The 25,116-nt window shown below is 70.8% G+C and carries 26 protein-coding genes and 1 pseudogene; 14 read left to right on the top strand and 13 right to left on the bottom strand.

Annotated features, from left to right (window positions below; translation table 11 throughout):
* Window positions 1-307, top strand: a pseudogene (locus DMH12_RS23265) (TerD family protein); the annotation flags it as partial.
* 48 nt (window positions 308-355) lie between these two features.
* Here the strand turns inward: DMH12_RS23265 and DMH12_RS23260 are convergent.
* The 6 genes from DMH12_RS23260 to DMH12_RS23235 form a co-directional block, all read right to left on the bottom strand.
* On the bottom strand, window positions 356-1,093 hold the full coding sequence (locus DMH12_RS23260; RefSeq protein WP_125493423.1) for a Tellurium resistance: 738 nt from the start codon (window positions 1,091-1,093) through the stop codon (window positions 356-358).
* Between the two features lie 152 nt (window positions 1,094-1,245).
* Window positions 1,246-2,385: a DUF475 domain-containing protein gene (locus tag DMH12_RS23255; RefSeq protein ID WP_125493422.1), complete on the bottom strand. Its 1,140-nt coding sequence runs from the start codon at window positions 2,383-2,385 to the stop codon at window positions 1,246-1,248.
* 76 nt (window positions 2,386-2,461) lie between these two features.
* Complete coding sequence (locus tag DMH12_RS23250) at window positions 2,462-3,037, bottom strand: TerD family protein (RefSeq protein ID WP_125493421.1); 576 nt, start codon at window positions 3,035-3,037, stop codon at window positions 2,462-2,464.
* Between the two features lie 112 nt (window positions 3,038-3,149).
* Window positions 3,150-3,725 carry a calcium homeostasis/redox stress adaptation protein gene (locus DMH12_RS23245; protein ID WP_125493420.1) on the bottom strand — a complete coding sequence of 192 codons (576 nt, stop codon included), beginning with the start codon at window positions 3,723-3,725 and terminating at the stop codon, window positions 3,150-3,152.
* A gap of 139 nt (window positions 3,726-3,864) precedes the next feature.
* Window positions 3,865-4,323, bottom strand: coding sequence for a peroxiredoxin (locus tag DMH12_RS23240; RefSeq protein WP_125493419.1), 459 nt, complete (start codon window positions 4,321-4,323; stop codon window positions 3,865-3,867).
* A gap of 124 nt (window positions 4,324-4,447) precedes the next feature.
* Window positions 4,448-4,885, bottom strand: coding sequence for a DUF3052 domain-containing protein (locus DMH12_RS23235; RefSeq protein ID WP_166661640.1), 438 nt, complete (start codon window positions 4,883-4,885; stop codon window positions 4,448-4,450).
* A gap of 385 nt (window positions 4,886-5,270) precedes the next feature.
* Between DMH12_RS23235 and aceE the strand changes: the two genes are divergently transcribed.
* A complete protein-coding gene (gene aceE / locus DMH12_RS23225) occupies window positions 5,271-8,018 on the top strand; it encodes a pyruvate dehydrogenase (acetyl-transferring), homodimeric type (RefSeq protein WP_125493417.1) in 2,748 nt (915 codons plus the stop codon).
* A 96-nt stretch (window positions 8,019-8,114) separates the two neighbouring features.
* Here the strand turns inward: aceE and DMH12_RS23220 are convergent, their stop codons facing one another.
* Window positions 8,115-8,423 carry a small hydrophobic protein gene (locus tag DMH12_RS23220; protein WP_125493416.1) on the bottom strand — a complete coding sequence of 103 codons (309 nt, stop codon included), beginning with the start codon at window positions 8,421-8,423 and terminating at the stop codon, window positions 8,115-8,117.
* Window positions 8,424-8,633: 210 nt separating this feature from the next.
* Entirely contained in the window at window positions 8,634-10,244 is a 1,611-nt protein-coding gene (locus tag DMH12_RS23215; protein ID WP_125493415.1) for an MFS transporter, read from the bottom strand.
* 126 nt (window positions 10,245-10,370) lie between these two features.
* Between DMH12_RS23215 and DMH12_RS23210 the strand changes: the two genes are divergently transcribed.
* The 3 genes from DMH12_RS23210 to DMH12_RS23200 all read left to right on the top strand — a co-directional run bounded on the left by DMH12_RS23210 (window position 10,371) and on the right by DMH12_RS23200 (window position 13,253).
* The gene (locus DMH12_RS23210) at window positions 10,371-11,051 is read left to right on the top strand and encodes a TetR family transcriptional regulator (protein WP_260474315.1); all 681 of its coding nucleotides are present in this window, start codon (window positions 10,371-10,373) and stop codon (window positions 11,049-11,051) included.
* 54 nt (window positions 11,052-11,105) lie between these two features.
* Window positions 11,106-12,323, top strand: a complete 1,218-nt coding sequence (locus DMH12_RS23205) for an alpha/beta hydrolase (RefSeq protein ID WP_125493414.1) — start codon at window positions 11,106-11,108, stop codon at window positions 12,321-12,323.
* 66 nt (window positions 12,324-12,389) lie between these two features.
* The gene (locus tag DMH12_RS23200) at window positions 12,390-13,253 is read left to right on the top strand and encodes a DUF4429 domain-containing protein (protein WP_125493413.1); all 864 of its coding nucleotides are present in this window, start codon (window positions 12,390-12,392) and stop codon (window positions 13,251-13,253) included.
* A 108-nt stretch (window positions 13,254-13,361) separates the two neighbouring features.
* Here DMH12_RS23200 and DMH12_RS23195 read toward each other — a convergent pair whose 3' ends face one another.
* Window positions 13,362-14,378, bottom strand: coding sequence for an aldo/keto reductase (locus DMH12_RS23195; protein ID WP_125493412.1), 1,017 nt, complete (start codon window positions 14,376-14,378; stop codon window positions 13,362-13,364).
* Window positions 14,375-14,860 (bottom strand): MerR family transcriptional regulator, encoded by a 486-nt coding sequence (locus tag DMH12_RS23190; RefSeq protein WP_185832487.1) that lies wholly within the window; start codon window positions 14,858-14,860, stop codon window positions 14,375-14,377. Before DMH12_RS23190 ends, DMH12_RS23195 begins: the two co-directional genes overlap by 4 nt.
* Window positions 14,861-14,964: 104 nt before the next feature.
* On the opposite strand from DMH12_RS23190, the gene DMH12_RS23185 reads away from it, so the two are divergent.
* The gene (locus tag DMH12_RS23185; RefSeq protein WP_125493411.1) at window positions 14,965-15,435 is read left to right on the top strand and encodes a GNAT family N-acetyltransferase; all 471 of its coding nucleotides are present in this window, start codon (window positions 14,965-14,967) and stop codon (window positions 15,433-15,435) included.
* 19 nt (window positions 15,436-15,454) lie between these two features.
* The gene (locus DMH12_RS23180) at window positions 15,455-16,270 is read left to right on the top strand and encodes a serine hydrolase (protein WP_122620317.1); all 816 of its coding nucleotides are present in this window, start codon (window positions 15,455-15,457) and stop codon (window positions 16,268-16,270) included.
* On the opposite strand, the gene DMH12_RS23175 is transcribed toward DMH12_RS23180, so the two are convergent.
* Window positions 16,267-16,920 carry a pirin family protein gene (locus DMH12_RS23175; protein ID WP_185832486.1) on the bottom strand — a complete coding sequence of 218 codons (654 nt, stop codon included), beginning with the start codon at window positions 16,918-16,920 and terminating at the stop codon, window positions 16,267-16,269. The two genes, DMH12_RS23180 and DMH12_RS23175, sit on opposite strands and share 4 nt — an antisense overlap.
* 58 nt (window positions 16,921-16,978) lie before the next feature.
* Between DMH12_RS23175 and fasR the strand changes: the two genes are divergently transcribed.
* The 5 genes from fasR to DMH12_RS23150 all read left to right on the top strand — a co-directional run bounded on the left by fasR (window position 16,979) and on the right by DMH12_RS23150 (window position 21,986).
* Complete coding sequence (gene fasR, locus DMH12_RS23170; RefSeq protein WP_125493410.1) at window positions 16,979-18,184, top strand: fatty acid biosynthesis transcriptional regulator FasR; 1,206 nt, start codon at window positions 16,979-16,981, stop codon at window positions 18,182-18,184.
* A gap of 89 nt (window positions 18,185-18,273) precedes the next feature.
* Window positions 18,274-19,194 (top strand): ACP S-malonyltransferase, encoded by a 921-nt coding sequence (locus tag DMH12_RS23165; protein WP_125493409.1) that lies wholly within the window; start codon window positions 18,274-18,276, stop codon window positions 19,192-19,194.
* Between the two features lie 16 nt (window positions 19,195-19,210).
* Window positions 19,211-20,242: a ketoacyl-ACP synthase III gene (locus DMH12_RS23160; protein ID WP_125493408.1), complete on the top strand. Its 1,032-nt coding sequence runs from the start codon at window positions 19,211-19,213 to the stop codon at window positions 20,240-20,242.
* Window positions 20,243-20,344: 102 nt separating this feature from the next.
* Window positions 20,345-20,593, top strand: a complete 249-nt coding sequence (locus DMH12_RS23155) for an acyl carrier protein (protein ID WP_052842858.1) — start codon at window positions 20,345-20,347, stop codon at window positions 20,591-20,593.
* 100 nt (window positions 20,594-20,693) lie between these two features.
* On the top strand, window positions 20,694-21,986 hold the full coding sequence (locus tag DMH12_RS23150; protein WP_125493407.1) for a beta-ketoacyl synthase: 1,293 nt from the start codon (window positions 20,694-20,696) through the stop codon (window positions 21,984-21,986).
* Window positions 21,987-22,137: 151 nt separating this feature from the next.
* On the opposite strand, the gene DMH12_RS23145 is transcribed toward DMH12_RS23150, so the two are convergent.
* Window positions 22,138-22,632, bottom strand: a complete 495-nt coding sequence (locus tag DMH12_RS23145; protein WP_122620312.1) for a DUF3145 domain-containing protein — start codon at window positions 22,630-22,632, stop codon at window positions 22,138-22,140.
* A 256-nt stretch (window positions 22,633-22,888) separates the two neighbouring features.
* On the opposite strand from DMH12_RS23145, the gene DMH12_RS23140 reads away from it, so the two are divergent.
* A complete protein-coding gene (locus DMH12_RS23140) occupies window positions 22,889-23,812 on the top strand; it encodes an SGNH/GDSL hydrolase family protein (protein WP_125493406.1) in 924 nt (307 codons plus the stop codon).
* 25 nt (window positions 23,813-23,837) lie between these two features.
* Window positions 23,838-24,818, top strand: coding sequence for an aldose epimerase family protein (locus tag DMH12_RS23135; RefSeq protein WP_125493405.1), 981 nt, complete (start codon window positions 23,838-23,840; stop codon window positions 24,816-24,818).
* Between the two features lie 90 nt (window positions 24,819-24,908).
* On the opposite strand, the gene DMH12_RS23130 is transcribed toward DMH12_RS23135, so the two are convergent.
* A partial coding sequence (locus DMH12_RS23130; protein WP_148107538.1) for a fibronectin type III-like domain-contianing protein occupies window positions 24,909-25,116 on the bottom strand: 208 nt, incomplete at its 5' end.

Raw genomic sequence — 25,116 nt, 5'->3', positions numbered from 1 at the left:
GGTCGATCCCGAGCAGCCGACGACCGTCCAGCCCCTCCCGGGGGCCTCGCGGCCGCTGCCGCCGGAGCAGCCCGCGGGCGTCCCGGCGCAGCCCGCTTACGGCTTTCCGCAGCAGCCGCCGGCCACCCCGCCCGCCTACGGTTACCCGCAGCCGGCCGGAGCCCCGGGGTACGGATATCCGCAGGCCCCGGCCCCGACCGCGGCCGCCGGCGGGCAGTCCGGCTACGGCTATCCGCAGCCGGTCACCGCGGTACCCGACCCGGACTTCCGGATGCCGCCGCAGGGCCCCCAGTTCGTCGGGCGCTAGCCGACCCGGCGGCCCCGCAGCCCGACGACTCGGCGCTGAAGGCGGGCCCTAGCGGTCCGCCTTGCTCTTGTGGCCGCGCCCCCACTGCAGGCCCCAGCCGTAGAGCCGGTCCAGTTCGCCCTGGAAGCCGTACACGAACTTCACCTCGCGGCGGACGAAGATCTCGCCCTTGATGTTCTCGATCATCACCACGGCACAGGACCGGGCCTGGGGATGGCGTTCGTCGAGGCCTATCTCGATGCGGGGGCCGTTGCTCGGGTAGAGCGTGACGATGGCGTGCGTCCGGTCGAAGGCCGGGGTCTGGTCGTAGATGTAGGCGAACAGCAGGAGGCGCTTGATGGCGTCCTTGTGGTCGAGGTTGACGTATATCGTCTCGCCGGAGGCCGAACCGAAGCGGTCGTCGCCGCTGAGCTTGACGTAGGGCGGGGCGTTGACGTCGCCCAGGAAGCCGCCGAGCGGCTGGACGACGCCGCGGGTGCCGTCCATGAGTTCGTAGAGGCAGCCGAGGTCGAGGTCGACGTTGACCATGCTCTGGCTGTGGCCGACGACCTCGGGCGGCTTGAGTGCCTTGAAGGGGTGCCGCAGCAGGCTCTCGCGCTGGGCGCCCATGATGTCCGACGTGCGCATGCGCCAGGCCAGGTTGATGCGCAGGTGGCCGGTGGCCGCGCCCTGCTTGGTCAGGGACACCTGGCTGTGCCGTTTGGTCAGCTGGATGGAGTTGGTCGCCGCGCTGCCCGAGTCGAACTCGGACTCGCGGCCGCGCCACAGTCCGTCCAAGAAGCCCATTGCCGCCCCCACCTTGTTCCGACCGCCGACGGGGCGGCCCCGAGGAGTCGTCCTCGTCGGCCGCCCCGCTCAGAGCGTTCCTCGTCCGGGCCGGGTTCACACCAGTGGTGCGGGCGCACCGGGGGCGAACCCGGCCCGTGGACGGAGTGGTTTCACACCCCGGAGGAGACCTCCGCCTTCTCCTGATCGCCGCCGCCGGCCGCCGCGAGCGCGCGGTTGCGGCGTACCGAGGACCAGAAGGAGGCGCCGATCAGGACCACGCCGATCATGCCGGTGATGATCTCGTTGATCTCGTACTGGATGGTCACCAGCAGGATGACGGCCAGGGCGCCGATGGCGTAGTGGGCGCCGTGCTCCAGGTAGACGTAGTCGTCCAGGGTGCCCTGGCGGACCAGGTAGACGGTCAGCGACCGGACGTACATGGCGCCGATGCCGAGGCCGAGGGCCATCAGGACGATGTCGTTGGTGATGGCGAAGGCGCCGATGACACCGTCGAAGGAGAACGACGCGTCCAGGACCTCCAGGTACAGGAACATGAAGAACGCGGCCTTGCCGGCGAGCTTGACGGCCGACTTGGGCTTGCCCTCGCGCTCTGCCTTCTCCTCCGCCTCGTGCTCGCGCTCCTCCTCCTCTTCGAGCTTGTCCTCGAAGAAGCTGGAGAGGCCGCCCACGACGAGGTAGGTGATCAGACCGGCGATGCCGGAGAGCAGGACCGTCTCCGCCTTGTCGGCGTGGGTGCCGCCGTGCTGGTGGGCGTGGGCGCCGAAAGTGATCGCGGAGACCAGCAGCACGACCAGGGCGATGCAGACCGACAGCATGTCGACCTTGCCGAGCTTGGCCAGCGGGCGCTCCAGCCAGCCCAGCCACTTGATGTCCCGGTCCTCGAAGATGAAGTCGAGGAAGATCATCAGGAGGAACATGCCACCGAAGGCGGCGATCGACGGATGGGCGTCCGTCACCAGCTCCTGGTAGCGGTCCTTGTCGGTCAGGGCGAGGTCGACGGCCTCGATCGGGCCGAGGGACGCGCTCACCGCGACGATGACGACCGGGAAGACCAGGCGCATGCCGAAGACGGCGATCAGGATGCCGATGGTGAGGAAGATCTTCTGCCAGAAGGCATTCATCTTCTTCAAGATCCCGGCGTTGACCACCGCGTTGTCGAAGGACAGCGAGATCTCCAGGACGGACAGGATCGCCACGACGCCGAAGGCGGTCCACCCCCCGTAGAAGACCGCGGCCACCAGGCCGAGCGCGGTGACCGCGAACGACCACCCGAAGGTTTTCAGAACCACTGGCTACCCAATCGTGTGTTGGGGGGCTCTCCCAGACGAAGTCTTGAGGAGGGGCTCCCCCGCGCCGTACGCGGCTTTACGAAACGTTGACTCCGAAGTCTAGAGCGATGCCTCGGAGCCCCGACGCATACCCCTGCCCCACCGCGCGGAACTTCCATTCACCCTGGTAGCGATAGAGCTCACCGAAGATCATCGCGGTCTCCGTGGAGGCGTCCTCGCTGAGGTCGTAGCGGGCGAGTTCCTGGCCGTCGGCCTGGTTGACGACCCGGATGAAGGCGTTGCTGACCTGGCCGAAGGCCTGGCCGCGCTCGTCGGCCTGGTGGATCGAGACCGGGAAGACGATCTTGTCGCAGTGGGCCGGCACCGCGGAGAGGTCGACCAGGATCGACTCGTCGTCGCCCTCGCCCTCGCCGGTGAGGTTGTCCCCGGTGTGCTCGACCGAGCCGTCCGGGCTCTTGAGCTGGTTGTAGAACACGAACCACTCGTCGCCGAGCACCCGGCCGCTGCCGCACACGAGGGCGCTGGCGTCGAGGTCGAAGGGTGCTCCGGTGGTGGAACGCGCGTCCCAGCCGAGTCCGACCAGAACCTGAGTGAGGTTCGGTGCGGCCTTGGACAGGGAGACGTTGCCGCCCTTGGCAAGCGTGACGCCCATGGTGATGGTCCCTCCCCGGGTGATGATTCCTGGAGTTCCTGCGCGTCCGGCGCCGCACGTAAACCGTGCGGCGCCGGACGATCGGGGCGGGTGCCCCGGTGGTTCTGATCGCTCAGACGTTCACGCCGAAGTCCTGGGCGATGCCGCGCAGGCCCGAGGCGTAGCCCTGGCCGATGGCGCGGAACTTCCACTCCGCGCCGTGCCGGTACAGCTCGCCGAAGACCATCGCGGTCTCCGTGGAGGCGTCCTCCGACAGGTCGTAGCGGGCGATCTCGGCACCGCCGGCCTGGTTGACGACGCGGATGAACGCGTTGCGCACCTGGCCGAAGGACTGCTGGCGGTTCTCGGCGTCGTAGATGGAGACCGGGAAGGTGATCTTCTCGATGTCGGCGGGGACGTTGGCCAGGTCGATCTTGATCTGCTCGTCGTCGCCCTCGCCCTCACCGGTGAGGTTGTCACCCGTGTGCTCGACGGAGCCGTCCGGGCTCTTCAGGTTGTTGAAGAAGATGAAGTGCGCGTCACTGGCGACCTTGCCGCCGCTGTTCAGCAGCAGCGCGCTGGCGTCGAGGTCGAAGTCCGTACCGGTGGTGGTGCGGATGTCCCACCCCAGACCGACGATGACCGCGGTCAGGCCGGGGGCCTCCTTGGTCAGCGATACGTTGCCGCCCTTGCTGAGGCTGACTCCCACGAGTCCTCCATTGGTGTCCAGGGGCGGGGTGCCCCGTAGTGCGTGGATATCGGATCAACGATTCGATCCTAGTGACGGGTTCCCGCCCCCCGCAGGCCCTGGGGCCGACAAATCGCGGTGTCGGGTCACGGGTGCCGGGTCACAGGGTGTCGAGCGCCTTCACGTACTCGTTCAGGTCGCGGGCGTCCGGCAGACCGTTGACGACGGTCCAGCGCACGACGCCCTCCCGGTCGATGATGAAGGTGCCGCGGACGGCGCAGCCCTTGTCCTCGTCGAAGACGCCGTAGGAGCGCGAGACGTTGCCGTGGGGCCAGAAGTCGGACAGCAGCGGGTACTCCAGGCCCTCCTGCTCGCCGAAGACGCGCAGGGTGTGGATGGAGTCGTTGGAGACGGCGAGCACCTGGGTGTCGCGGTCGGAGAACTGCGGCAGGTTGTCGCGCACCTCGCACAGCTCGCCGGTGCACACGCCGGTGAAGGCGAACGGGTAGAAGAGCAGCACCACGTTCTTCTGGCCGCGGAAGTCGGACAGCCGGACGGTCGCGCCGTGGTTGTCCTTCAGCTCGAAGTCGGGGGCCTTGTCGCCGACCTGGATCGCCATGTCCTGTTCGTCCCTTCCGGAGGTGTTCGCTGGAAACACCCTACGCAGGGATCATCGCGAACCCGCGGACGGGCCGACCGAGGCCGGCCCGTCCGGAGTCCGGGGTGGTGCCAAGGCCGTGCGGCTACCGCTTGGACTTGGCGGCCTTGGGCGTCGCCAGCCGGCTGCCGCTCCAGTCCTTGCCTACGCTGACGCTCTTGGACGCCGTCAGTCCGGCGGTCGTCGCGGCTTCCGAGATGTCGCTGGCCTCGACGTATCCATCACGGCCGGTCTTCGGCGTGAGAAGGAGGATCGACCCGCCCTCTTCGATGTACGTGGTGGCATCCACCAGCGCATCCGTCAGGTCGCCGTCGTCGTCACGGAACCACAGCACGACGGCGTCGGCCACGTCCTCGTAGTCCTCGTCCACCAGCTCGCCCTCGACGGCGCCCTCGATGGCCTCGCGGAGCTCCTGGTCGACGTCGTCGTCGTAGCCGATCTCCTGGACCACCTGCCCGGGCTGGAACCCCAGCCTGGCGGCAGGGTTCGTCCGCTCCTCCGCGTGGTCCGCGGTCGCGCTCACGGGTTGCCTCCTGATCATGTTCGGTAGATGTCTTCAGCCTCGCGCGTGCGCGAAGCTTGGCCGTAGTCCACACGGGCGGGACCGATCGCGCAAGTACCCGGCGTCTGGGACCGCCGAAACGGTGACGATCCCGGCCGTGTCGCCGCAACTCCAGCCATGCCGTCCAGACCAAAGGTGACGTACACCACACCTATCTGCCCCGTTTGCGTATTTGGGAACCATGCGTGGGTACGAGACTCGAATGAACGTGCCCCCGATCCCCGCGAAGGAACCGGTTACCCCACGGTACAGATGACGATTGCCCCCGTGAGGTACACGATGGGGAACCGGCGGGTAATCGGCGCAGACACCCGGCCAAGTAGCCCTCTGAGAGCGAAGGAACAGCGTGGCTTCCGCATCCGATCGCAATCCGATCATCATTGGCGGCCTTCCGAGTCAGGTTCCTGACTTCGACCCCGAGGAAACCCAGGAGTGGCTCGACTCCCTCGACGCCGCCGTCGACGAGCGCGGCCGGGAGCGGGCCCGCTTCCTGATGCTGCGGCTGATCGAGCGCGCCCGCGAGAAGCGCGTGGCCGTGCCCGAGATGCGCAGCACGGACTACGTCAACACCATCCCGACCAAGAGCGAGCCGTTCTTCCCCGGCAACGAGGAGATCGAGCGCAAGATCCTCAACGCCACCCGGTGGAACGCCGCGGTGATGGTCTCGCGCGCGCAGCGGCCCGGCATCGGCGTCGGCGGCCACATCGCGACGTTCGCCTCCTCGGCCTCCCTGTACGACGTGGGCTTCAACCACTTCTTCCGCGGCAAGGAGGACGGCGACGGCGGTGACCAGGTCTTCTTCCAGGGGCACGCCTCGCCGGGCATCTACGCCCGCGCCTTCCTGCTGGACCGGCTCAGCGAGCAGCACCTGGACGGGTTCCGGCAGGAGAAGTCGGCGGCGCCGCACGCCCTGTCGTCGTACCCGCACCCGCGGTCGATGCCGGACTTCTGGGAGTTCCCGACGGTCTCGATGGGCCTCGGCCCGATCGGCGCGATCTACCAGGCGCGGATGAACCGCTACATGCACGCGCGCGGGATCGCGGACACCTCGCGTTCGCACGTGTGGGCCTACCTCGGCGACGGCGAGATGGACGAGCCGGAGTCGCTCGGCCAGCTCTCCATCGCCGCCCGCGAGGGCCTGGACAACCTGACCTTCGTGGTCAACTGCAACCTCCAGCGCCTGGACGGCCCGGTGCGCGGCAACGGCAAGATCATCCAGGAGCTGGAGTCGGTCTTCCGGGGTGCCGGCTGGAACGTGATCAAGCTGGTGTGGGACCGCACCTGGGACCCGCTGCTCGCCCAGGACCGCGACGGTGTGCTGGTCAACCGGATGAACACCACGCCGGACGGGCAGTTCCAGACGTACGCCACCGAGTCCGGGGCGTACATCCGCGACCACTTCTTCGGCGACGACCACCGGCTGCGCGCGATGGTCGAGAACATGACCGACGACCAGATCCTGCACCTGGGACGCGGCGGGCACGACCACCGGAAGATCTACGCGGCCTACAAGGCGGCGCTGGAGCACAAGGGCCAGCCGACGGTCATCCTGGCCAAGACGATCAAGGGCTGGACGCTCGGACCGAACTTCGAGGGCCGCAACGCCACCCACCAGATGAAGAAGCTGACGGTCGACGACCTGAAGCGCTTCCGCGACCGGCTGCACCTGCCGATCTCCGACAAGGAGCTGGAGTCCGGCCCGCCGCCGTACTACCACCCGGGCCGGGACACGGAGGAGATGCAGTACATGCACGACCGCCGGCTCGGTCTGGGCGGGTACGTCCCGACGCGTGTCGTGCGGTCGAAACCGCTCGCGCTGCCGGACGACAAGGCGTACGCGACCGTGAAGAAGGGGTCGGGCCAGCAGTCCATCGCGACGACGATGGCCTTTGTGCGACTGCTGAAGGACCTCATGCGGGACAAGGAGATCGGCAAGCGGTTCGTGCTGATCGCGCCGGACGAGTACCGCACCTTCGGTATGGACTCGTTCTTCCCGAGTGCGAAGATCTACAATCCGCTCGGGCAGCAGTACGAGTCCGTGGACCGGGATCTGCTGCTCGCCTACAAGGAGGCGCCGACCGGGCAGATGCTGCACGACGGCATCTCGGAGGCGGGGTGCACGGCCTCGCTGATCGCGGCGGGTTCGGCGTACGCGACGCACGGCGAGCCGCTCATCCCGGTCTACGTCTTCTACTCGATGTTCGGTTTCCAGCGCACCGGCGACCAGTTCTGGCAGATGGGCGACCAGTTGTCGCGCGGTTTCGTGCTGGGCGCGACCGCGGGACGTACGACGCTGACCGGTGAGGGCCTCCAGCACGCGGACGGCCACTCGCAGCTGCTGGCCTCGACCAACCCGGCGTGCGTGGCCTACGACCCGGCCTTCGGCTTCGAGATCGCGCACATCGTCGAGGACGGCCTGCGCCGTATGTACGGCGGGGACGAACACCACCCGCACGGCGAGGACGTCTTCTACTACCTCACGGTCTACAACGAGCCGATCCAGCACCCGGCCGAACCGGAGGGCGTGGACGTCGAGGGCATCCTCAAGGGCGTGTACCGCTTCAGCGAGGGCACGGACGGCTCGATCCCGGCGCAGATCATGGCCTCCGGGGTCGCGGTGCCGTGGGCCGTCCAGGCCCAGCGGATCCTCGCCGAGGAGTGGAACGTACGCGCCGACGTCTGGTCGGCGACCTCCTGGAACGAGCTGCGGCGCGAGGCGGTGGCGTGCGAGGAGCACAACCTGCTGCACCCCGAGGAGGAGCAGCAGGTGCCCTACGTGACCCGGAAGCTGGCGGGTGCGCAGGGACCGTTCGTGGCCGTGTCCGACTGGATGCGGTCGGTGCCGGACCAGATCGCCCGGTGGGTGCCGGGTACGTACCAGTCGCTGGGCGCGGACGGGTGGGGCTTCGCCGACACGCGCGGGGCCGCACGGCGGTTCTTCCACATCGACGCCGAGTCGATCGTGGTGGCCGTACTGAGCGAGCTGGCGCGGGAGGGGAAGGTCGACCGGTCGGTGCTGAAGCAGGCGATCGACCGGTACCGGCTGCTCGACGTCGCCGCGGCCGACCCGGGCGTGGCCGGCGGGGACGCCTGACGCGCACGCGGACGCGGACGAGCACACGACGAGGGGCGCCCCGGCCGGACGGCCGGGGCGCCCCTCGTCACTCTTGCTCCGTGGGTGCGCGACCCGTCAGAGCATGCCGTTGTTCACGCCCGCCGAGCCGGCGAGCCAGACGATCGCCAGCAGCGTGTCGATCGCGCCCAGCACGAAGGCGATCACCGCGGGCACCGGGCGGGAGCCCGCCCAGCTGCGTCCCATGGCGAGCCAGCCGCAGACCATCGCGGCGGGGCCCAGGACGATACCCAGCTGGAAGAAGCCCGCCACCGCACACACGACTCCGATGATCCCGAGCGTCGCACGGTCCGGCCCGGTCCGTGCGCCTGTCCGGCCACGTGAGCGGGGGTACCCGCGCGATCCCTGTCCGAAGCTCGCCATCATCAACTCCCTCGATTCCTCGTGGAGTTCGGGTACCCCTATACGGCGCGTTATGCCCGCCGCGCGCACGCTGCCCCCCTCCGGCAGCGCGCCGCGGCATGCCGTCCTCCATGTCCTGCGGAGGACTTGACCCACTGTGACCTGCGCGGCCCGCCGGAGGAGAGGGTTCGCCGGTCCTGTCACCCCGACGGGCGAACGGGGACCGGCGGTCCGTCAGATGTGCCCCATGCCGGCGCCGCCGTCCGCGTTCACCCCGCGCTTGGTGAGGAAGGCGACCCCCACCGCCACGATCGCGACACCGGCGGCCACCAGCGAGGCCAGGCTCATGCCGTCGATGAAGGTGTTGTGGGCGACGTCGGCGATCTTCGCGGCGATCTGCTCCGGGGTGCCCGGGGCCACCGGCGGGACGCCGACCTGGACCGCCTCGGAGGCCTGGTGGGCCTGCTCCGGCGTCAGTTCGGGAAGCCCCGCGTCCGCCCAGTTGCCCGCCAGGTCGCTGTCGACCTTGGAGGCCATGACCGCGCCGAGGACCGCGGTGCCGAGGCTGCCGCCGATCTGCATCGCCGCCTGCTGGAGACCGCCGGCCACACCGGACAGCTCCATCGGCGCGTTGCCGACGATGACCTCGGTGGCACCGACCATGACGGGCGCGAGGCCGAGGCCCAGCAGGGCGAACCAGATCGACATGACGGCGCTGCCGGTGTCCGTCTCCAGCGTGGAGATGCCGTACATGGCGATCGCGGTGCAGGCCATGCCGCCGGCCAGCGGGATGCGCGGGCCGACCTTGGTGATCATCGCGCCGGCCAGCGGCGAGGCGACGATCATCATGGCGGTGAGCGGCAGCAGGTGGAGACCGGCGTCGACCGGGCTCATGCCGTGCACGTTCTGCAGGTAGAAGGTGACGAAGAACAGGCCGCCCATGAAGGCGATGGCCATCAGGACCATCAGGACCACACCGGCCGACAACGGCACCGAGCGGAACATCGCCAGCGGGATCAGCGGCTCCTTCACCTTGGTCTCCCAGAGGGAGAACAGGACGAAGCCCACCACCGAGCCGCCGATGTACAGCCAGGTCTCCCCGGAACCCCATCCCCACTCGGGAGCCTTGATGAGTGCCCAGACGAGGGCGAACATCGAGGCCGACAGCAGCGCGATGCCGAGGAGGTCGAAGGAGCGCGGCGCGTTCTCGGCCCGGTGGTCCAGCAGGATCATGACGCCGAGGACGACGGCGAGGATGCCCACCGGCACGTTGATGAAGAACACGGACTGCCAGTTGACGTGCTCGACCAGCACACCGCCGAGGATCGGGCCGCCCGCGGTGGAGGCGCCGATCACCATGCCCCAGATGCCGATGGCCATGTTGAGCTTCTCGGCCGGGAAGGTGGCCCGGAGCAGGCCGAGCGCGGCCGGCATCAGCAGGGCGCCGAACAGGCCCTGGAAGACGCGGAAGACGATGACCGCGGCGATGCTGCCGGACAGTCCGATCGCTCCGGAGGAGGCGGCGAAGCCCGCCACGCCTATGAGGAAGGTCTGCCGGTGCCCGAAGCGGTCGCCGAGCTTGCCCGCGGTGATCAGGGCGACCGCGAGGGCGAGGAAGTAGGCGTTGGTGATCCACTGGACGTCGGCGAGGCTGGCGTCCAGGTCGTCCTGGATGGCCGGGTTGGCGATCGCCACGATGGTGCCGTCCAGGGCCACCATCATGACCCCGACCGCGACGGTGACGAGGGTGACCCACGGATGGCCGCGCAGCCCCTTGGCGGGCGCGGAACCCGACGGGACGCCGTCCCCCGGTCCGGTCTTGTCGATGGTGGTCTGACTAGTCATACGGTGAGGCTAATGACAGCCACTGACAGTTGACAAACCAATTCACGTGTCAGTAACTGACATGTCATCTGCGTATAGCCTGAACTGCGGAAACACACCGCGGCACCCTGGTGGAGGAGCGAACTTTTGGGCCTGCGCGAACTCAAGAAGCAGCGCACCCGGGACCTCCTGCTGCGCTCCGCCCTCGAGCTGTTCACCGCGCGCGGGTACGAGGAGACGACGGTCGACGACATCGCCGATGCCGCCGATGTCTCGCAGCGCACCTTCTTCCGCTACTTCGCCTCCAAGGAGGACGCGGCGTTCTTCGTGTCGCGGCTCGCGGAGTCGCACTTCGTCGACGCCGTGCGCGCACGGCCGCCCGGCGAGGCGCCGCTGGACGCGCTGCGCCTCGCCCTCGTGGACAGCTGGAGCACCATCGGCGAGGCCGTCGAGCAGCTGATCCCGATGGAACTGCATCTGCGCTTCTACCGGGTGATCGAGTCGACGCCCGCCCTGCTCGCCGCGCATCTGCGGCGCGCGACGGAGCTGGAGGAGGAGATCGCGCGCCTCATCGCCGACCGCGAGTGCCTGGACGTGGACGAGGATCCGCGGCCGCGGGTGGTCGTGGCCGTGTTCGGCGCGGTGATGCGGGTGACCGAACGGATCTGGTCGGCCCGGGACGACGCCGGTCTCGCGGCGCTGCGCGACCTGACGGCCTCCTATCTGGACCAGGTGGCACCGGCGCTCACCGGCGACTGGCGGGACCCCGACGACCGCCCGTTCGCCGAGCGTGCCGGTTCAACCCCGCAGCGCATGAGCGAAACGTGATCCGTGTCACTGGATTCACGCGAGACCGTCCCGTTCTCCTAGTGTGTCCTCCCAGTGACTTCCTTCGACACCTCCCCGCAGCTGAACGTCTGGCGCGCACTGCTCGCCCTGGCCGTGGTGTTCGTGATGCTGGCGACCACCGGCTGGACCGCTCTGCGCAACCAGCGGGGCCCCACCGCGCTCGAGGCGTCGGTCTCGGCCTGGGAGCACGGCCGGATCGGCGGACGCTCGCTGCCCGACGTGCACACGGGACCCGCGCGGCTGGCCCGCTTCTTCGCCTCGCTCGGCGATTGGCAGCGCGAGAGCCTGGCCCGCCGCTACCCACTGGCCGTCGGCAACATGAACGGCGCCCCCGCCCAGCTGCGCTACCTCGCCAACCGGACGGCGCTCGAGAAGGCGCGGTCGGTGGAGCGGGCGCGCGTGCACGACAAACGCCTGTCCCCGTCCGGCCAGCGCGAGGCCGCGAAGCGCATGAACCACTACGACTCGCTGCTCGCGCCCGGCCGGCACATCCTCGCCTTCGACCCGGCGGGCGCGGGCAAGGTCGCCGAGGTGTTCGGGAACCTCGACCGCGCCGAACGCGTGTCCGTGGTGGTGCCGGGTGTCGACACCGAACTGGTCACCTTCGAGCGCACCGCACGCAAGTACTCGGCACCCGTCGGCATGGCCCAGTCGCTGTACGAGGCCGAGCGCGCCGCGAGTCCCGACACGCGGACGGCCGTGATCGCGTGGGCCGACTACACCTCCCCCAGCGGCCTCGGCATGGAGGCGGCCACGGCGGCCCGCGCCGAGCAGGGCGCCGCCCGGCTGAACGGGCTGCTGCGGGCGCTGCCCGGCCGGGCCCCGGTCTCGCTGTTCTGCCACAGCTACGGCTCGGTGGTGTGCGGCCTCGCGGCCGACACGCTCCCCCTCCGGGTGACCGACATAGCGGTGGCCGGCAGCCCCGGCATGCGCGCCGAGAACGCCTCCCACCTGCACACCTCCGCCCGCGTATGGGCGATGCGGGACACCGACGACTGGATCGGGGACGTGCCCTACCTGGAGGTCGGCGGGCTCGGGCACGGCGCCGACCCGGTGTCCGCCGCGTTCGGGGCGCGGGTGCTGTCGGCGCGCGGCGCCCAGGGGCACAGCGGTTACTTCGTGCCGGGCACGGAGAGCCTGCGCAACTTCGCGGAGATCGGCGTTGGCGCATACCGCACGGTCGCCTGTGCGGGAGAAGGTGACACATGCCGGGCGGGTTTGTCCGTGGCGACGGCGGCCGGACGCGCGTAGAGGCGCAGAAACTCCGGTTTGCACGGGGAGGGGACGGAGAGGCGCGTGCCGCATACGATGAGCCGCATGGGTGACGTACTGGCCGGATTTCATGCCGCCTGGGAGTTCGAGTCCGACTCCGTGCTCATCCGCTACGAACGGGGGATTCGAACACCCAAGCTCTTTCAGGCCCTGGGGGAACGCCGGGTGCCCCTGGAGGCCATCGCCGGGGTGACGCTCACGCCGGGCCGGCGCGGCAGCGTCGTGCTGCGCGTCGAGCCGCGCGAGGGCGCCGATCCGCTGATCGAGGCGGCGGCCGGACAGCTGAAGGAGAGCGGCGACCCGTACCGGCTGGTGCTGCCCGCCGAGCGGGAGACACTGGCGGAGTACTACGCCGACGAGCTGCGCGGACTGCTGAAAGGCTCCGGAGCCTCCGAACCGGCGGACCGGTACCTGGTGGCCGCGCCCGACGCGCCGCTGAACTTCAAGGCGTACGACGGGAAGGCGTCCTTCGACGGGAAGGCGGTGTCCTTCCGGTGGTCCTGGACCGGCGCGTCCTCGGCGAAGTGGAAGGCCGGCGACCAGAGCTTCCCGGTCGCCGACCTGGGCGGGGTGGAGTGGCGGTCCCCCGAGGTGTTCGAGGGGTATCTGCGGCTGCTGCCGCGCGACGCCGCGGGGGCCGCTCCGCAGGCCGACCAGGACCCGGCGTCCGTCGTGTTCGGGCTCGGGTACGGGCCCGTGCACGAGTCGCTGCCGTTCGCCGCGGCGGTGCTGGCGGCGGTGCGGGAGAGGGGCGCCGGCGCCCCTGTTCCGATTCCGGTGCCGGCGCCCCGCCGGGATCCCGCGGACATCGCCGAGCGGATCCGGCATCTCGGGGAGTTGCACCAGCAGGGGCTGGTGACGGACGAGGAGTTCTCCTCGAAGAAGGCGGAGTTGCTGGCGGAGCTGTGAGGCGTCTGCCGGGTTCGGTTGACCGCGGGGTGCGGGTCGTGGACGGCTGGTCGCGCAGTTCCCCGCGCCCCTAGGGAGTGCACTCACCGGCGCCCGGAGAGCGGCCGTCTATTCGCGGCCCGCCGACGTGAACGTCATGTCCGCGTAGCGGTTGCCCGCGACCTTGTCCGCGATCGGGTCCAGGAGGGACAGCTCGTCCTGGGTCAGGACGATCCTCGTCGCCGCCGTGTTCTCCTCCACCCGCGTCGGCTTCCGGGTGCCCGGGATCGGGATGACCGGCAGGCCGTGCACCTGGGCCCGCTGCTGGGCCCAGGCCAGGGCGATCTGGCCGAGGGTGGCGTCGCGGGCCTCCGCGACGGTGCGGACCGGGTCGAGGAGGGCCGCGTTGGCCGCCGCGTTGTCGCCGGTGAAGCGGGGCTGCCCGCGGCGGAAGTCGCCGGGGGTGAGGTCCTGGTCGGCGTTGGCGAAGGAGCCCGTGAGGAAGCCCCGGCCGAGCGGCGAGTACGGGACGAGGGCCACGCCCAGTTCGCGCGCGGCGGGGACCACGCCCGCCTCGATGTCGCGGCTGAACAGCGACCACTCCGACTGCACGGCGGCGATCGGATGCACCGCCTGTGCGGCCCGCAGCTCGTCGCCCGTCACCTCACTCAGGCCCAGGTGCTTGACCTTGCCCTCGCGGACCAGGCCGGCCATGACGGCGACGGTCTCCTCGATCGGCACGTTCACGTCGCGCCGGTGCATGTAGTAGAGGTCGATCGCATCGACGCCCAGGCGGTCAAGGCTCGCCTCGACCGACCGGCGGATGTACGGCGGGTCGTTGCGGATGATCCGCTTCGTCGGGTCGTCCGGCGGGATCGACAGGGCGAACTTGGTCGCGATCACGACCTCGTCGCGGTGCGCCGCGAAGAACGGCGCCAGGAAGCGCTCGTTGTCGCCGGCGCCGTACGCGTCGGCCGTGTCGTACAGCGTGACGCCCAGCTCCAGCGCCCGCTCCAGGGTGGCACGCGACGCGTCGGCGTCCGACGGGCCGTATCCGAAGCTCATGCCCATGCAGCCGAGGCCCTGGACGCCCACCTCCGGGCCGTCGTCACCCAGCCGCGTCGCGGGGATCCTGCTGTTCGTCATCGGGTCCTCTCCCCTTCACGGGAACGTCCGGCGTCCCCGTAGAAACTGATCTTCCGGTCGAGCACGGCGAGGGTGTCCTGGAGTTCGCCGATCCGCGTCAGCACGTCGCGGCGCGTCGACTCCAGGAGCTCCCGCCGGTCCGTATAGGTGCTCTCGCCCTCGCGCACCAGCTCCGCGTACCTGACCATGTCGGCGACCGGCATACCGGTCATGCGCAGCTTGCCGACGAAGTCGAGCCAGTCCAGGTCGCGGTTGCTGTAGCGGCGCTGACCGGTGTGCGAGCGGTCGATGTGGGACATCAGACCGATCCGCTCGTACCAGCGCAGGGTGTGCGCCGTCAGCCCGGTGAAGGCGACGACCTCGCTGATGGTGTAGCGGTCGTCTCCGTCGGGGCGCGGGTGGCGCGGGGGCGGAGCGGAGCAGACGTCTGTTCTGGTGGCGTTCGGCGCGAGTGTCCCGGCCGTGTTCTGCATCACCGTCATGCACGCCACGCTATGACCTTGGAGTGCACTCCAGGCAAGCGACGGCTTCGGAAGGGGGAGGAAAACCGCGGGACACGCGGCGGGCGGATCACTAGCGTGCGGGCATGAGTCCCGTACGCCGTGCCGCCGCCGAGGACGCGGAGGAAGTGCTCCGTCTGCGCCAAGTGATGATCGACGCCATGCACTCCGCGTCGCCCACCGACTGGCAGGCCGGTTCCCTGCCCGCCCTGCGGTCCCGACTGGCCGACCCGGGCGGGGAGTTCGCGGCGTTCGTCGTCGACCACCCGGACCGGCCCGGCACGTTGGCGGCGCTGGTGGTGGGGACCCTGGAGTACCGGATCGGCGGGCCGGACCGGCCGCCCGGCGGACTGATCGGTTACGTGTTCAGCGTCGCGACCGACCCGGAGGCCCGGCGCCGCGGCTACGCGCGCGCGTGCATGGACGAGCTGCTGGGCTGGTTCCGCGAGCGGGGCGCGAGCCACGTCATGCTCACCGCGTCCGAGGACGCCGAGCCGCTGTACGCGTCGATGGGCTTCACGCGGGACACCACCCCCTCGATGAGGCTTTACCTCTGAGCGGCTTAGGCTCGGTGGCATGTCCTTGAAGAGCCTCGCGTTGATCGAGAACTGGCCGGTCCCCACCGCCGCGGCGGGCGTCGTCCGGGCCGACGGCACGACCCTGGGCACCCACGGCCCCGTCGCGCACCGCTTCCCCCTCGCCTCGGTCACCAAGCCGCTCGCGGCCTACGCGGCGCTGGTGGCGTACGAGGAGGGCGCGATCGAGCTGGACGAGGCCGCGGGCCCGGCCGGATCGACCGTCCGGCACCTGCTCGCCCACACCTCGGGGCTGGCCTTCGACGAGCACCGGGTGACCGCCCCGCCCGGCGAGCGCCGGCTCTACTCCAACGCCGGCTTCGAGCAGCTCGGCGACCACATCGCCAAGGCGGCGGACATGCCGTTCGCCGAATACGCGCGGCAGGCGGTGCTCGAACCCCTGGGCATGACGTCCACGGCCCTGGACGGCTCCCCGGCGAAGGACGGCGTCTCCACCGTCGAGGACCTGCTGCGGTTCGCCGCCGAGGTGCAGGCACCGCGGCTCCTCGACCCGCGCACGGTCGCCGAGGCGATGACGGTGCAGTACCCGGGCACGAAGGGCGTGCTGCCGGGCTACGGCCACCAGAACCCCAACGACTGGGGCCTCGGCTTCGAGATCCGCGACGGCAAGTCCCCCCACTGGACGGGCGCCTCGTCCTCGCCACGCACCTTCGGCCACTTCGGCCAGTCGGGCACCTTCCTGTGGATCGACCCGGACGCCGGCCTCGCCTGCGTCGCGCTCGCCGACCGCGCCTTCGGCCCGTGGGCGGCCGAGGCATGGCCGCCCTTCACGGACGCGGTGCTGGCGGAGGTCTAAGCCATCTCCCACAGGAGCAGCTCGGCCGTCGTCGCCGCCACCGCGTCCATCCCCTCGGCGTCCGTGATCCGCGCCGCGTCCCCCGGTCCCAGCGCCTCACCGCTCAGCGTCACCTCGCCCCGCACCACGTGGACGTACACGTACGCCCCGTCCGGCACCGCCGTGCGCTCCCCCGCCGCCAGGCGGCGTACGTGGAGCATGGCGGCGGCCTCGGGGACCGCGTACGGCGTGGAGTCGGCGATGCCGCGGACGATCTCGTAGGCGGGGTCGCCGCCGGGCTCGCGCGGGGCCAGCCACATCTGGACGAAGGTCAGCGGGGCGGCGCCGTCGTTGCGCTCGACGTGGCGGACGCCGCCCGCGGAGCTGAGGCGCTGCACGTCCCCGGCACGGACGACCGTCTCGTGACCCGCGGAGTCCCGGTGGGTCAGCTCGCCCTCGACCACCCAGGTGACGATCTCCGTGTGGCTGTGCGGGTGCTCGTCGAAGCCGGCGCCGGGCGCCAGGCGCTCCTCGTTGCAGGCGATCAGCGCGCCGAAGCGGAGGTTGCCGGGGTCGTAGTGGGGGCCGAAGGAGAAGGCGTGGCGGGAGACGATGCCCGCCGCCTCGTCACCCCCGGGATAGCGCTCGTCGGCGCGCCGTACGTCCGTCACGACGTCCACGGTAGACCCGGCGGCGCGTGCTCCCGTCCTGATAAGGCAGTCTTGTCCCGTGCCCGAACCCGAAACCAGCAAGCCCGAGCCCGCGGCGCACGCCGTCCATTCGCACACCGCGACGCTGAAGCGGCTGGAGCAGTCCGCCGGATCGCTCGCCGCGCAGGCCATCGCGCGCATGGACGAGACACTGCCGTGGTACCGGGCGATGCCACCGGAGAACCGTTCCTGGATCGGGCTGGTCGCCCAGGCCGGCATCGCCGCCTTCACCGAGTGGTTCCGGCGGCCGGACGCGCCCCAGGCCATCTCCACCGACGTGTTCGGCACCGCGCCGCGCGAGCTGACCCGCGCGATCACACTGCGGCAGACCGTGGAGATGGTGCGGACGACCATCGAGGTGATGGAGTCCGCCATCGACGAGGTCGCCGCGCCCGGCGACGAGTCGGTGCTGCGTGAGGCGCTGCTGGTGTACGCGCGGGAGATCGCCTTCGCGACCGCCCAGGTGTACGCGCAGGCCGCCGAGGCACGCGGTGCCTGGGACGCGCGTCTCGAGTCGCTGGTGGTCAACGCCGTGCTCAGCGGGGAGGCCGACGAGGGGGCGGTGTCCCGGGCCGCCGCCCTCGGCTGGAACTCGCCCGATCACGTCTGCGTCGTGCTCGGCACCGCGCCGGACGGCGACTCCGAGCTGACCGTCGAGGCCATCCGGCGCGCGGCCCGGCACGCCAAGCTCCAGGTCCTGACCGGGGTGCTCGGGGACCGGCTGGTGGTGATCGCCGGGGGCCGCGACGACCCGCTGGCGGTGGCCAAGTCGCTGATCGGACCGTTCGCCCAGGGGGCGGTCGTGGCCGGTCCCGTGGTGCCGGACCTGCTGGCCGCGACGCGGTCCGCGCAGGCCGCCGCCGCCGGGCTCAAGGCCTGCACCGCCTGGCAGGACGCGCCGCGCCCGGTACTGGCGGACGATCTGCTTCCGGAGCGTGCGATCGCCTCCGACCCTGCGGCCCGTGAGCAGTTGGTGGAGGAGATCTACAGACCGCTGGAGGAGGCCGGGGCCGCGCTGCTGGAGACGCTCAGCGTCTATCTGGAGCAGGCGAGCAGTCTGGAGGGCGCCGCCCGGATGCTCTTCGTTCACCCGAACACCGTGCGCTACCGGCTCCGACGTGTGACTGACGTCACCGGATGGTCACCCTCTGATGTACGGTCTGCGTTCACACTGCGGATCGCGCTCATCCTGGGGCGTCTGGCCGATGGAGATCCGCAACTCTAAGCTTTTGTCGAGGGTCCACAAAACCCCCTGCTGTTCTTCGTCCTTGTCCCCACGGGCGGTCCCGGCCGTCCTCAAGAGAGAGTGTGAGAGTGCTCGTACTCGTCGCTCCCGGCCAGGGCGCCCAGACGCCCGGCTTCCTGACTGACTGGCTCGCCCTCCCCGGCGCCGCAGACCGCGTCGCCGCGTGGTCCGACGCCATTGGACTCGATCTCGCCCACTACGGCACCAAGGCCGACGCGGACGAGATCCGGGACACGGCCGTCGCCCAGCCGCTGCTGGTCGCCGCGGGCCTGCTGTCCGCCGCGGCACTCGGTGACATCGCGCCCGGTGCCGTCGCGGGCCACAGTGTCGGCGAGATCACCGCCGCCGCCTTCGCGGGCGTCCTCGACGACACCGCCGCGCTGACCCTCGTACGCCGCCGGGGCCTGGCCATGGCCGAGGCCGCCGCGGTCACCGAGACCGGCATGTCGGCGCTGCTCGGCGGCGACCCCGAGGTGAGCGTCGCTCACCTGGAGAAGCTCGGCCTGACCCCGGCGAACGTGAACGGCGCCGGGCAGATCGTGGCGGCCGGCACCATGGAGCAGCTGGCCGCGCTGAACGAGGACAAGCCCGAGGGCGTGCGCAAGGTCGTCCCGCTGAAGGTGGCCGGCGCCTTCCACACGCGCCACATGGCGCCCGCGGTGGACAAGCTCGCCGAGGCCGCGTCGGCGCTCACGCCGGCCGACCCGAAGCTGACCTACGTGTCCAACAAGGACGGGCAGGCCGTCGCCACCGGCGCCGAGGTGCTGGACCGCCTGGTCGGGCAGGTCGCCAACCCGGTCCGCTGGGACCTGTGCATGGAGACGTTCGGCAAGCTGGGCGTCACCGCGATCGTCGAGGTGTGCCCGGGCGGCACGCTGACCGGTCTCGCCAAGCGCGCGCTGCCGGGCGTGAAGACGCTGGCCCTGAAGACCCCCGCCGATCTCGACGCGGCCCGCGAGCTCGTCGCCGACCACGCCCAGCAGGCCTGACAAGGAGCGCGACAGCATGTCGAAGATCAAGCCCAGCAAGGGCGCCCCGTACGCGCGCATCCTCGGGGTCGGCGGCTACCGTCCGACCCGGATCGTGCCGAACGAGGTGATCCTCGAGACGATCGACTCGTCCGACGAGTGGATCCGCTCGCGCTCCGGCATCGAGACGCGGCACTGGGCCTCCCCCGAGGAGACCGTCGCGGCGATGTCGATCGAGGCGTCCGGCAAGGCCATCGCGGCCTCCGGGATCTCCGCCGACCAGATCGGCGCCGTGGTCGTCTCGACCGTCTCGCACTTCAGCCAGACCCCGGCCGTCGCCACCGAGATCGCCGACCGGCTCGGCACGGGCAAGGCCGCCGCCTTCGACATCTCGGCGGGCTGCGCGGGCTTCGGCTACGGACTCACCCTCGCCAAGGGCATGGTCGTCGAGGGTTCGGCGGAGTACGTCCTGGTCATCGGCGTGGAGCGGCTCTCCGACCTGACCGACCTGGAGGACCGGGCCACGGCCTTCCTGTTCGGCGACGGGGCCGGCGCGGTCGTGGTCGGCCCGTCGCAGGAGCCGGAGATCGGCCCGACGGTCTGGGGCTCGGAGGGCGACAAGTCCGAGACCATCAAGCAGACGATCCCGTGGGACCGCTTCCGGATCGGCGACGTCTCCGAACTGCCCCTCGACGCCCAGGGCAACATCAAGTTTCCTGCGATCACGCAGGAGGGCCAGGCGGTGTTCCGCTGGGCCGTGTTCGAGATGGCGAAGGTCGCGCAGCAGGCGCTGGACGCGGCCGGGATCAGCCCGGACGACCTCGACGTCTTCATCCCGCACCAGGCCAACGTGCGGATCATCGACTCGATGGTGAAGACACTGAAGCTGCCGGAGCACGTCACGGTCGCCCGTGACATCCGCACCACCGGCAACACCTCGGCCGCCTCGATCCCGCTCGCGATGGAGCGGCTCCTGGCGACCGGCGAGGCCAAGAGCGGCGACACCGCGCTCGTCATCGGCTTCGGGGCGGGTCTCGTGTACGCCGCCACGGTCGTTACCCTCCCCTAGGCACTCCGTGCCGGATCATGCGGTCCGGAACGGAGAGCAGCAACACTCGCCGCGACGCGGCGGGCCGCCACACCCTCTGGAAACCAAAGAAGGAGCGCCACCATGGCCGCCACTCAGGAAGAGATCGTCGCCGGTCTCGCGGAGATCGTGAACGAGATCGCCGGCATCCCGGTTGAGGACGTCCAGCTGGACAAGTCCTTCACCGACGACCTGGACGTCGACTCGCTGTCCATGGTCGAGGTCGTCGTCGCCGCCGAAGAGCGCTTCGACGTCAAGATCCCGGACGAGGACGTCAAGAACCTCAAGACGGTCGGCGACGCGACCAAGTACATCCTCGACCACCAGGCCTGATCCGCCGATACTCGGGCATGTCCCGAGTATCCGGGCAGACTGCCCCGCCACCCGGCGGTGGCGCCGTACGAATCCGTATCCCGTTGGAGAAAGAATTCCCGTGAGCTCGACCAATCGCACCGTGGTCGTCACCGGTATCGGCGCAACCACACCGCTGGGTGGCGACGCAGCCTCGACCTGGGAGGGCCTGGTCGCCGGCAGGTCCGGCGTCAAGCCCCTGGAGCAGGAGTGGGCCGCCGACCAGGCGGTCCGTATCGCCGCGCCGGTCGCCGTGGACCCCTCCGAGGTCATCCCGCGGCCGCAGGCCCGCCGTCTGGACCGTTCCGCGCAGTTCGCGCTGATCGCCGCCCAGGAGGCATGGAAGGACGCGGGCTACACCGGCAAGGCCGGCGAGAGCACGCCGGACGCCGAGAGCGGGGCCCAGGTCGACCCCGACCGGCTCGGTGCGGTCATCGCCTCCGGCATCGGCGGCGTGACGACCCTGCTCGACCAGTACGACGTGCTCAAGGAGAAGGGCGTCCGCCGCGTCTCCCCGCACACCGTCCCCATGCTGATGCCGAACGGCCCCTCGGCCAACGTCGGTCTGGCCGTGGGCGCCCGCGCGGGCGTGCACACGCCGGTCTCCGCCTGTGCGTCGGGCGCCGAGGCCATCGGATACGCCATCGAGATGATCCGCACCGGCCGTGCGGACGTCGTCGTCGCGGGCGGCACGGAGGCGGCGATCCACCCGCTGCCCATCGCCGCGTTCGGCAACATGATGGCGATGTCCAAGAACAACGACGACCCGCAGGGCGCCTCGCGCCCCTTCGACACGGGCCGTGACGGCTTCGTCCTCGGTGAGGGCGCCGGCGTCCTCGTCCTGGAGTCCGCCGAGCACGCCGCCGCGCGCGGTGCCCGCGTCTACGCGGAGGCCGTCGGGCAGGGCATCTCCGCCGACGCCCACGACATCGTGCAGCCGGAGCCCGAGGGCCGGGGCATCTCCAACGCCCTGCAGAACCTGCTGGACCGCACCGACCTGAACCCGGCCGAGATCGTGCACGTCAACGCGCACGCCACCTCGACGCCGGCCGGTGACATCGCCGAGCTGAAGGCGCTGCGCAAGGTCCTCGGCGACGACGTGGACCACATGGCGGTCTCCGGCACCAAGTCGATGACCGGTCACCTCCTCGGTGGCGCGGGCGGCGTGGAGTCCGTCGCGACGGTTCTCGCGCTGTACCACCGGGTGGCGCCGCCGACCATCAACGTCGAGAACCTCGACCCCGAGGCCGAGGCCAACGCGGACATCGTGCGCGGCGAGGCCCGCAAGCTGCCCGTCGAGGGGCGGATCGCCGCGCTGAACGACTCGTTCGGATTCGGTGGGCACAATGTCGTTCTGGCGTTCCGTTCGGTCTGACCGGCGTCGCTGAACCTGTCGATGGCCCGAGCCCCGGTTGGGGGTTCGGGCCATCGCCGTTCGTGGTGGGGTGGTTTGCCGGGTGCGGGTCCGTGGTGGCTGGTCGCGCAGTTCCCCGCGCCCCTTTGGGGCGCGTTTGCGGTGGCGTCTCTTACACGACCTGGTGCAGCCAGCGGACCGGGGCGCCCTCGCCCGCGTGGCGGAAGGTCTCCAGTTCGTCGTCCCAGGGCTTTCCGAGGAGTCGCGCGATGTCGGACTCCAGGTCGGTCTCGCCGCGCTGGGAGCGGACCAGGGCGGCGCGCAGCCTGTCCTCCGGGATCAGGATGTCGCCGTGGATGCCGGTGACGGCGTGGAAGATGCCGAGGTCGGGGGTGCAGCTGTAGCGCTCGCCCTCGGCGCCCGCGGACGGTTCCGCGGTGACCTCGAAGCGCAGGAGCTGCCAGCCGCGCAGCGCGGAGGCGAGCTTGGAGGCGGTGCCGGCCTGGCCCTGCCAGGAGAACTCGGAGCGCCAGGTGCCGGGCGCCGCGGGCTGCCGGATCCAGTCCAGGCCGACGCGTGTGCCGAGCACCCCGGCGACGGCCCACTCGACGTGCGGGCAGAGCGCGCGCGGCGCGGAGTGCACGTACAGGACTCCACGTGTCGTCACCGGAACCTCCGGGCTGAGCGGGACATCTCGGAACGGGCGGACGGCCGTGACCGGGCGGGTCACGTGTAGGGCGAGGCTACCGTGCGACGGGGCAAGGAGTGTGACGTACCGTCGGTCCCGGTGCCGACAAAGCCGCGCCATTCACCCGGCAGGACGCTTGTACGGGTGTGAGGCGTCGCATCACCGCCCCGGGAACCCCCGGCGGGGTGTCATGGGTTGAGGACACTGGAGGCACGAGGCGAGGGGTGGGACGTGTATGGGCCAGGGGACGGACCAGGTGGAGGTACGGCCGGCGCGCCGTGGCCGGCGCCGGGCGCGTGCCGCGCTCGCCGTCCTGACCGCCGCCGTGCTGGGCGTGGCGGGCTGCGACGCCGTGGGCGGTGACTCCCCCGACCCGTCCGGCAGCGCGTCGAAGCGTCCGAAGCCGGCCCCGGTCTGGGACCGCAGCCCGGACTCGGTCGCCGCGGTGGGCGACTCCATCACGCGCGGCTTCGACGCCTGCTCGGTGCTGTCGGACTGCCCCGACGTGTCCTGGGCGACCGGCTCCAGCGCCGAGGTCGACAGTCTGGCCGTGCGGCTGCTGGGGAAGGCGGAGGCGGCCGAGCGGAGCTGGAACTACGCGGTCACCGGGTCCCGGATGGCCGACCTGAGTGGGCAGGTGACCCGGGCGGCGGCGCGCAAGCCCGAGCTGGTCGCGGTGATGGTGGGGGCCAACGACGCCTGCCGGGCGACGACCTCGGCGATGACCCCGGTGGCCGACTTCCGGGACCAGTTCGAGGAGGCCATGAGCACCCTGCGCCGTGAGCTGCCCAAGGCGCAGGTGTACGTGGCGAGCGTCCCGGACCTGAAGCGGCTGTGGTCACAGGGGCGCACCAACCCGCTGGGCAAGCAGGTGTGGAAGCTGGGGTTGTGCCCGTCGATGCTGGCCGACGCGGACTCCCTCGACTCGGCGGCGACCCTGCGGCGGAACACCGTGCGGGACCGGGTGGCGGACTACAACGAGGTGCTGCGGGAGGTCTGCGCGAAGGACCGGCGCTGCCGTACCGACGACGGCGCGGTGCACGCGTACCACTTCGGCACGGACCAGCTGAGCCACTGGGACTGGTTCCACCCCAGTGTGGACGGCCAGGCCAGGCTGGCCGAGATCGCCTACCGGGCGGTCACCGCCGAGCGGCCCTGACCTGGGCGTGTCCTAGAGTTCGCACATGAACGAACTCTTCGGCACACTTTCCGACGGCACGCCGGTACACCGCTGGACCCTGGAGCGGGCCGGCATACGGGTTCGGATTCTGTCGTACGGCGGGATCGTCCAGTCGGTTCAGGCCCCGGACCGGGACGGGAACACCGCGGGCGTGGTGCTGGGGTTCGCGGACCTGGACGGCTATGTCCGCCATCCGGAGCCGTACTTCGGCGCGCTCGTCGGCCGGTACGCCAACCGGATCGCGGGCGGCCGTTTCCCGCTGGACGGGCGGACGTACACGCTGGCGCGGAACAACGGGCCGAACTCGCTGCACGGTGGTGAGCGGGGCTTCGACAAGCGGGTGTGGGACGTGGAGCCGGTCGGGGACGAGGGGCACGGCATCCGGCTGAGCCTGGTCAGCCCGGACGGCGAGGAGGGCTACCCGGGCCGGGTGGCGATCTCGGTGACGTACACGCTGGAGGAGCCGGGGGCGCTGCGGATCGACTACGAGGCGGTCACCGACGCGCCGACCGTGCTGAATCCGACCAACCACAGCTACTTCAACCTCGGCGGCTCCGGGCACGCGGGCGGCCACGAGCTGCGGCTGGCGGCGTCCCGGATGACGCCGGTCGACGCGGGTCTGATCCCGGTGGGCGAACCGGCGGACGTGACGGGCACGCGGTTCGACTTCCGGCGGGCGCGCAAGGTCGGTTCGGGCTACGACCACAACTTCTGCCTGGACAAGGGTGTGACGGAGACCGCCGAGGAGGTCGCGGAGCTGTACGACCCGGCGTCGGGGCGGGTGCTGACGGTGGCGACGACCGAGCCGGGCATCCAGGTGTACACCGCCGACCAGCTGGGCGAGCCGCACGCGCCCGGTGACGGCATCGCGCTGGAGACGCAGCACTTCCCGGACTCCCCGAACCGGCCGGACTTCCCGGGCACGGTGCTGCGGCCGGGCGAGGTGTTCCGTTCGCGGACGGTGTACGGCTTCTCCGCGCGGTAGCGGGGCGAGTGGGCCCGGCGAGCCCCGGCCCGGCCGTCAGGTCCCGGGCCGGGGCTGTTCGCGGGGGAAGGCCCTCGCGGGCGTCCCGGTTCAGACGGTAATCGCCGATGTGATCCGGCGGTCGGCGATCGAGCGTCCGATGCCGAGTTCGTACGAACCCTTCACAAACGCCCACGAGCCGGTCGCCTCGTCCCAGACCTCGAAGGCGCGGCGCGGCAGCTCGACGGTGACCTCGGCCCACTCGCCGGGCCCGGCCTGAGCCCCGGCGAATCCGGCGAGGGCGCGTGCGGGGCGGGCG

It is taken from the genome of Streptomyces sp. WAC 04229, assembly GCF_003947455.1.
In the GTDB taxonomy this organism is placed as follows: Bacteria; Actinomycetota; Actinomycetes; order Streptomycetales; family Streptomycetaceae; genus Streptomyces.
The sequence above is the reverse complement of the archived record's forward strand: the minus strand, read 5'-3'. Positions and strand labels throughout refer to the sequence as shown.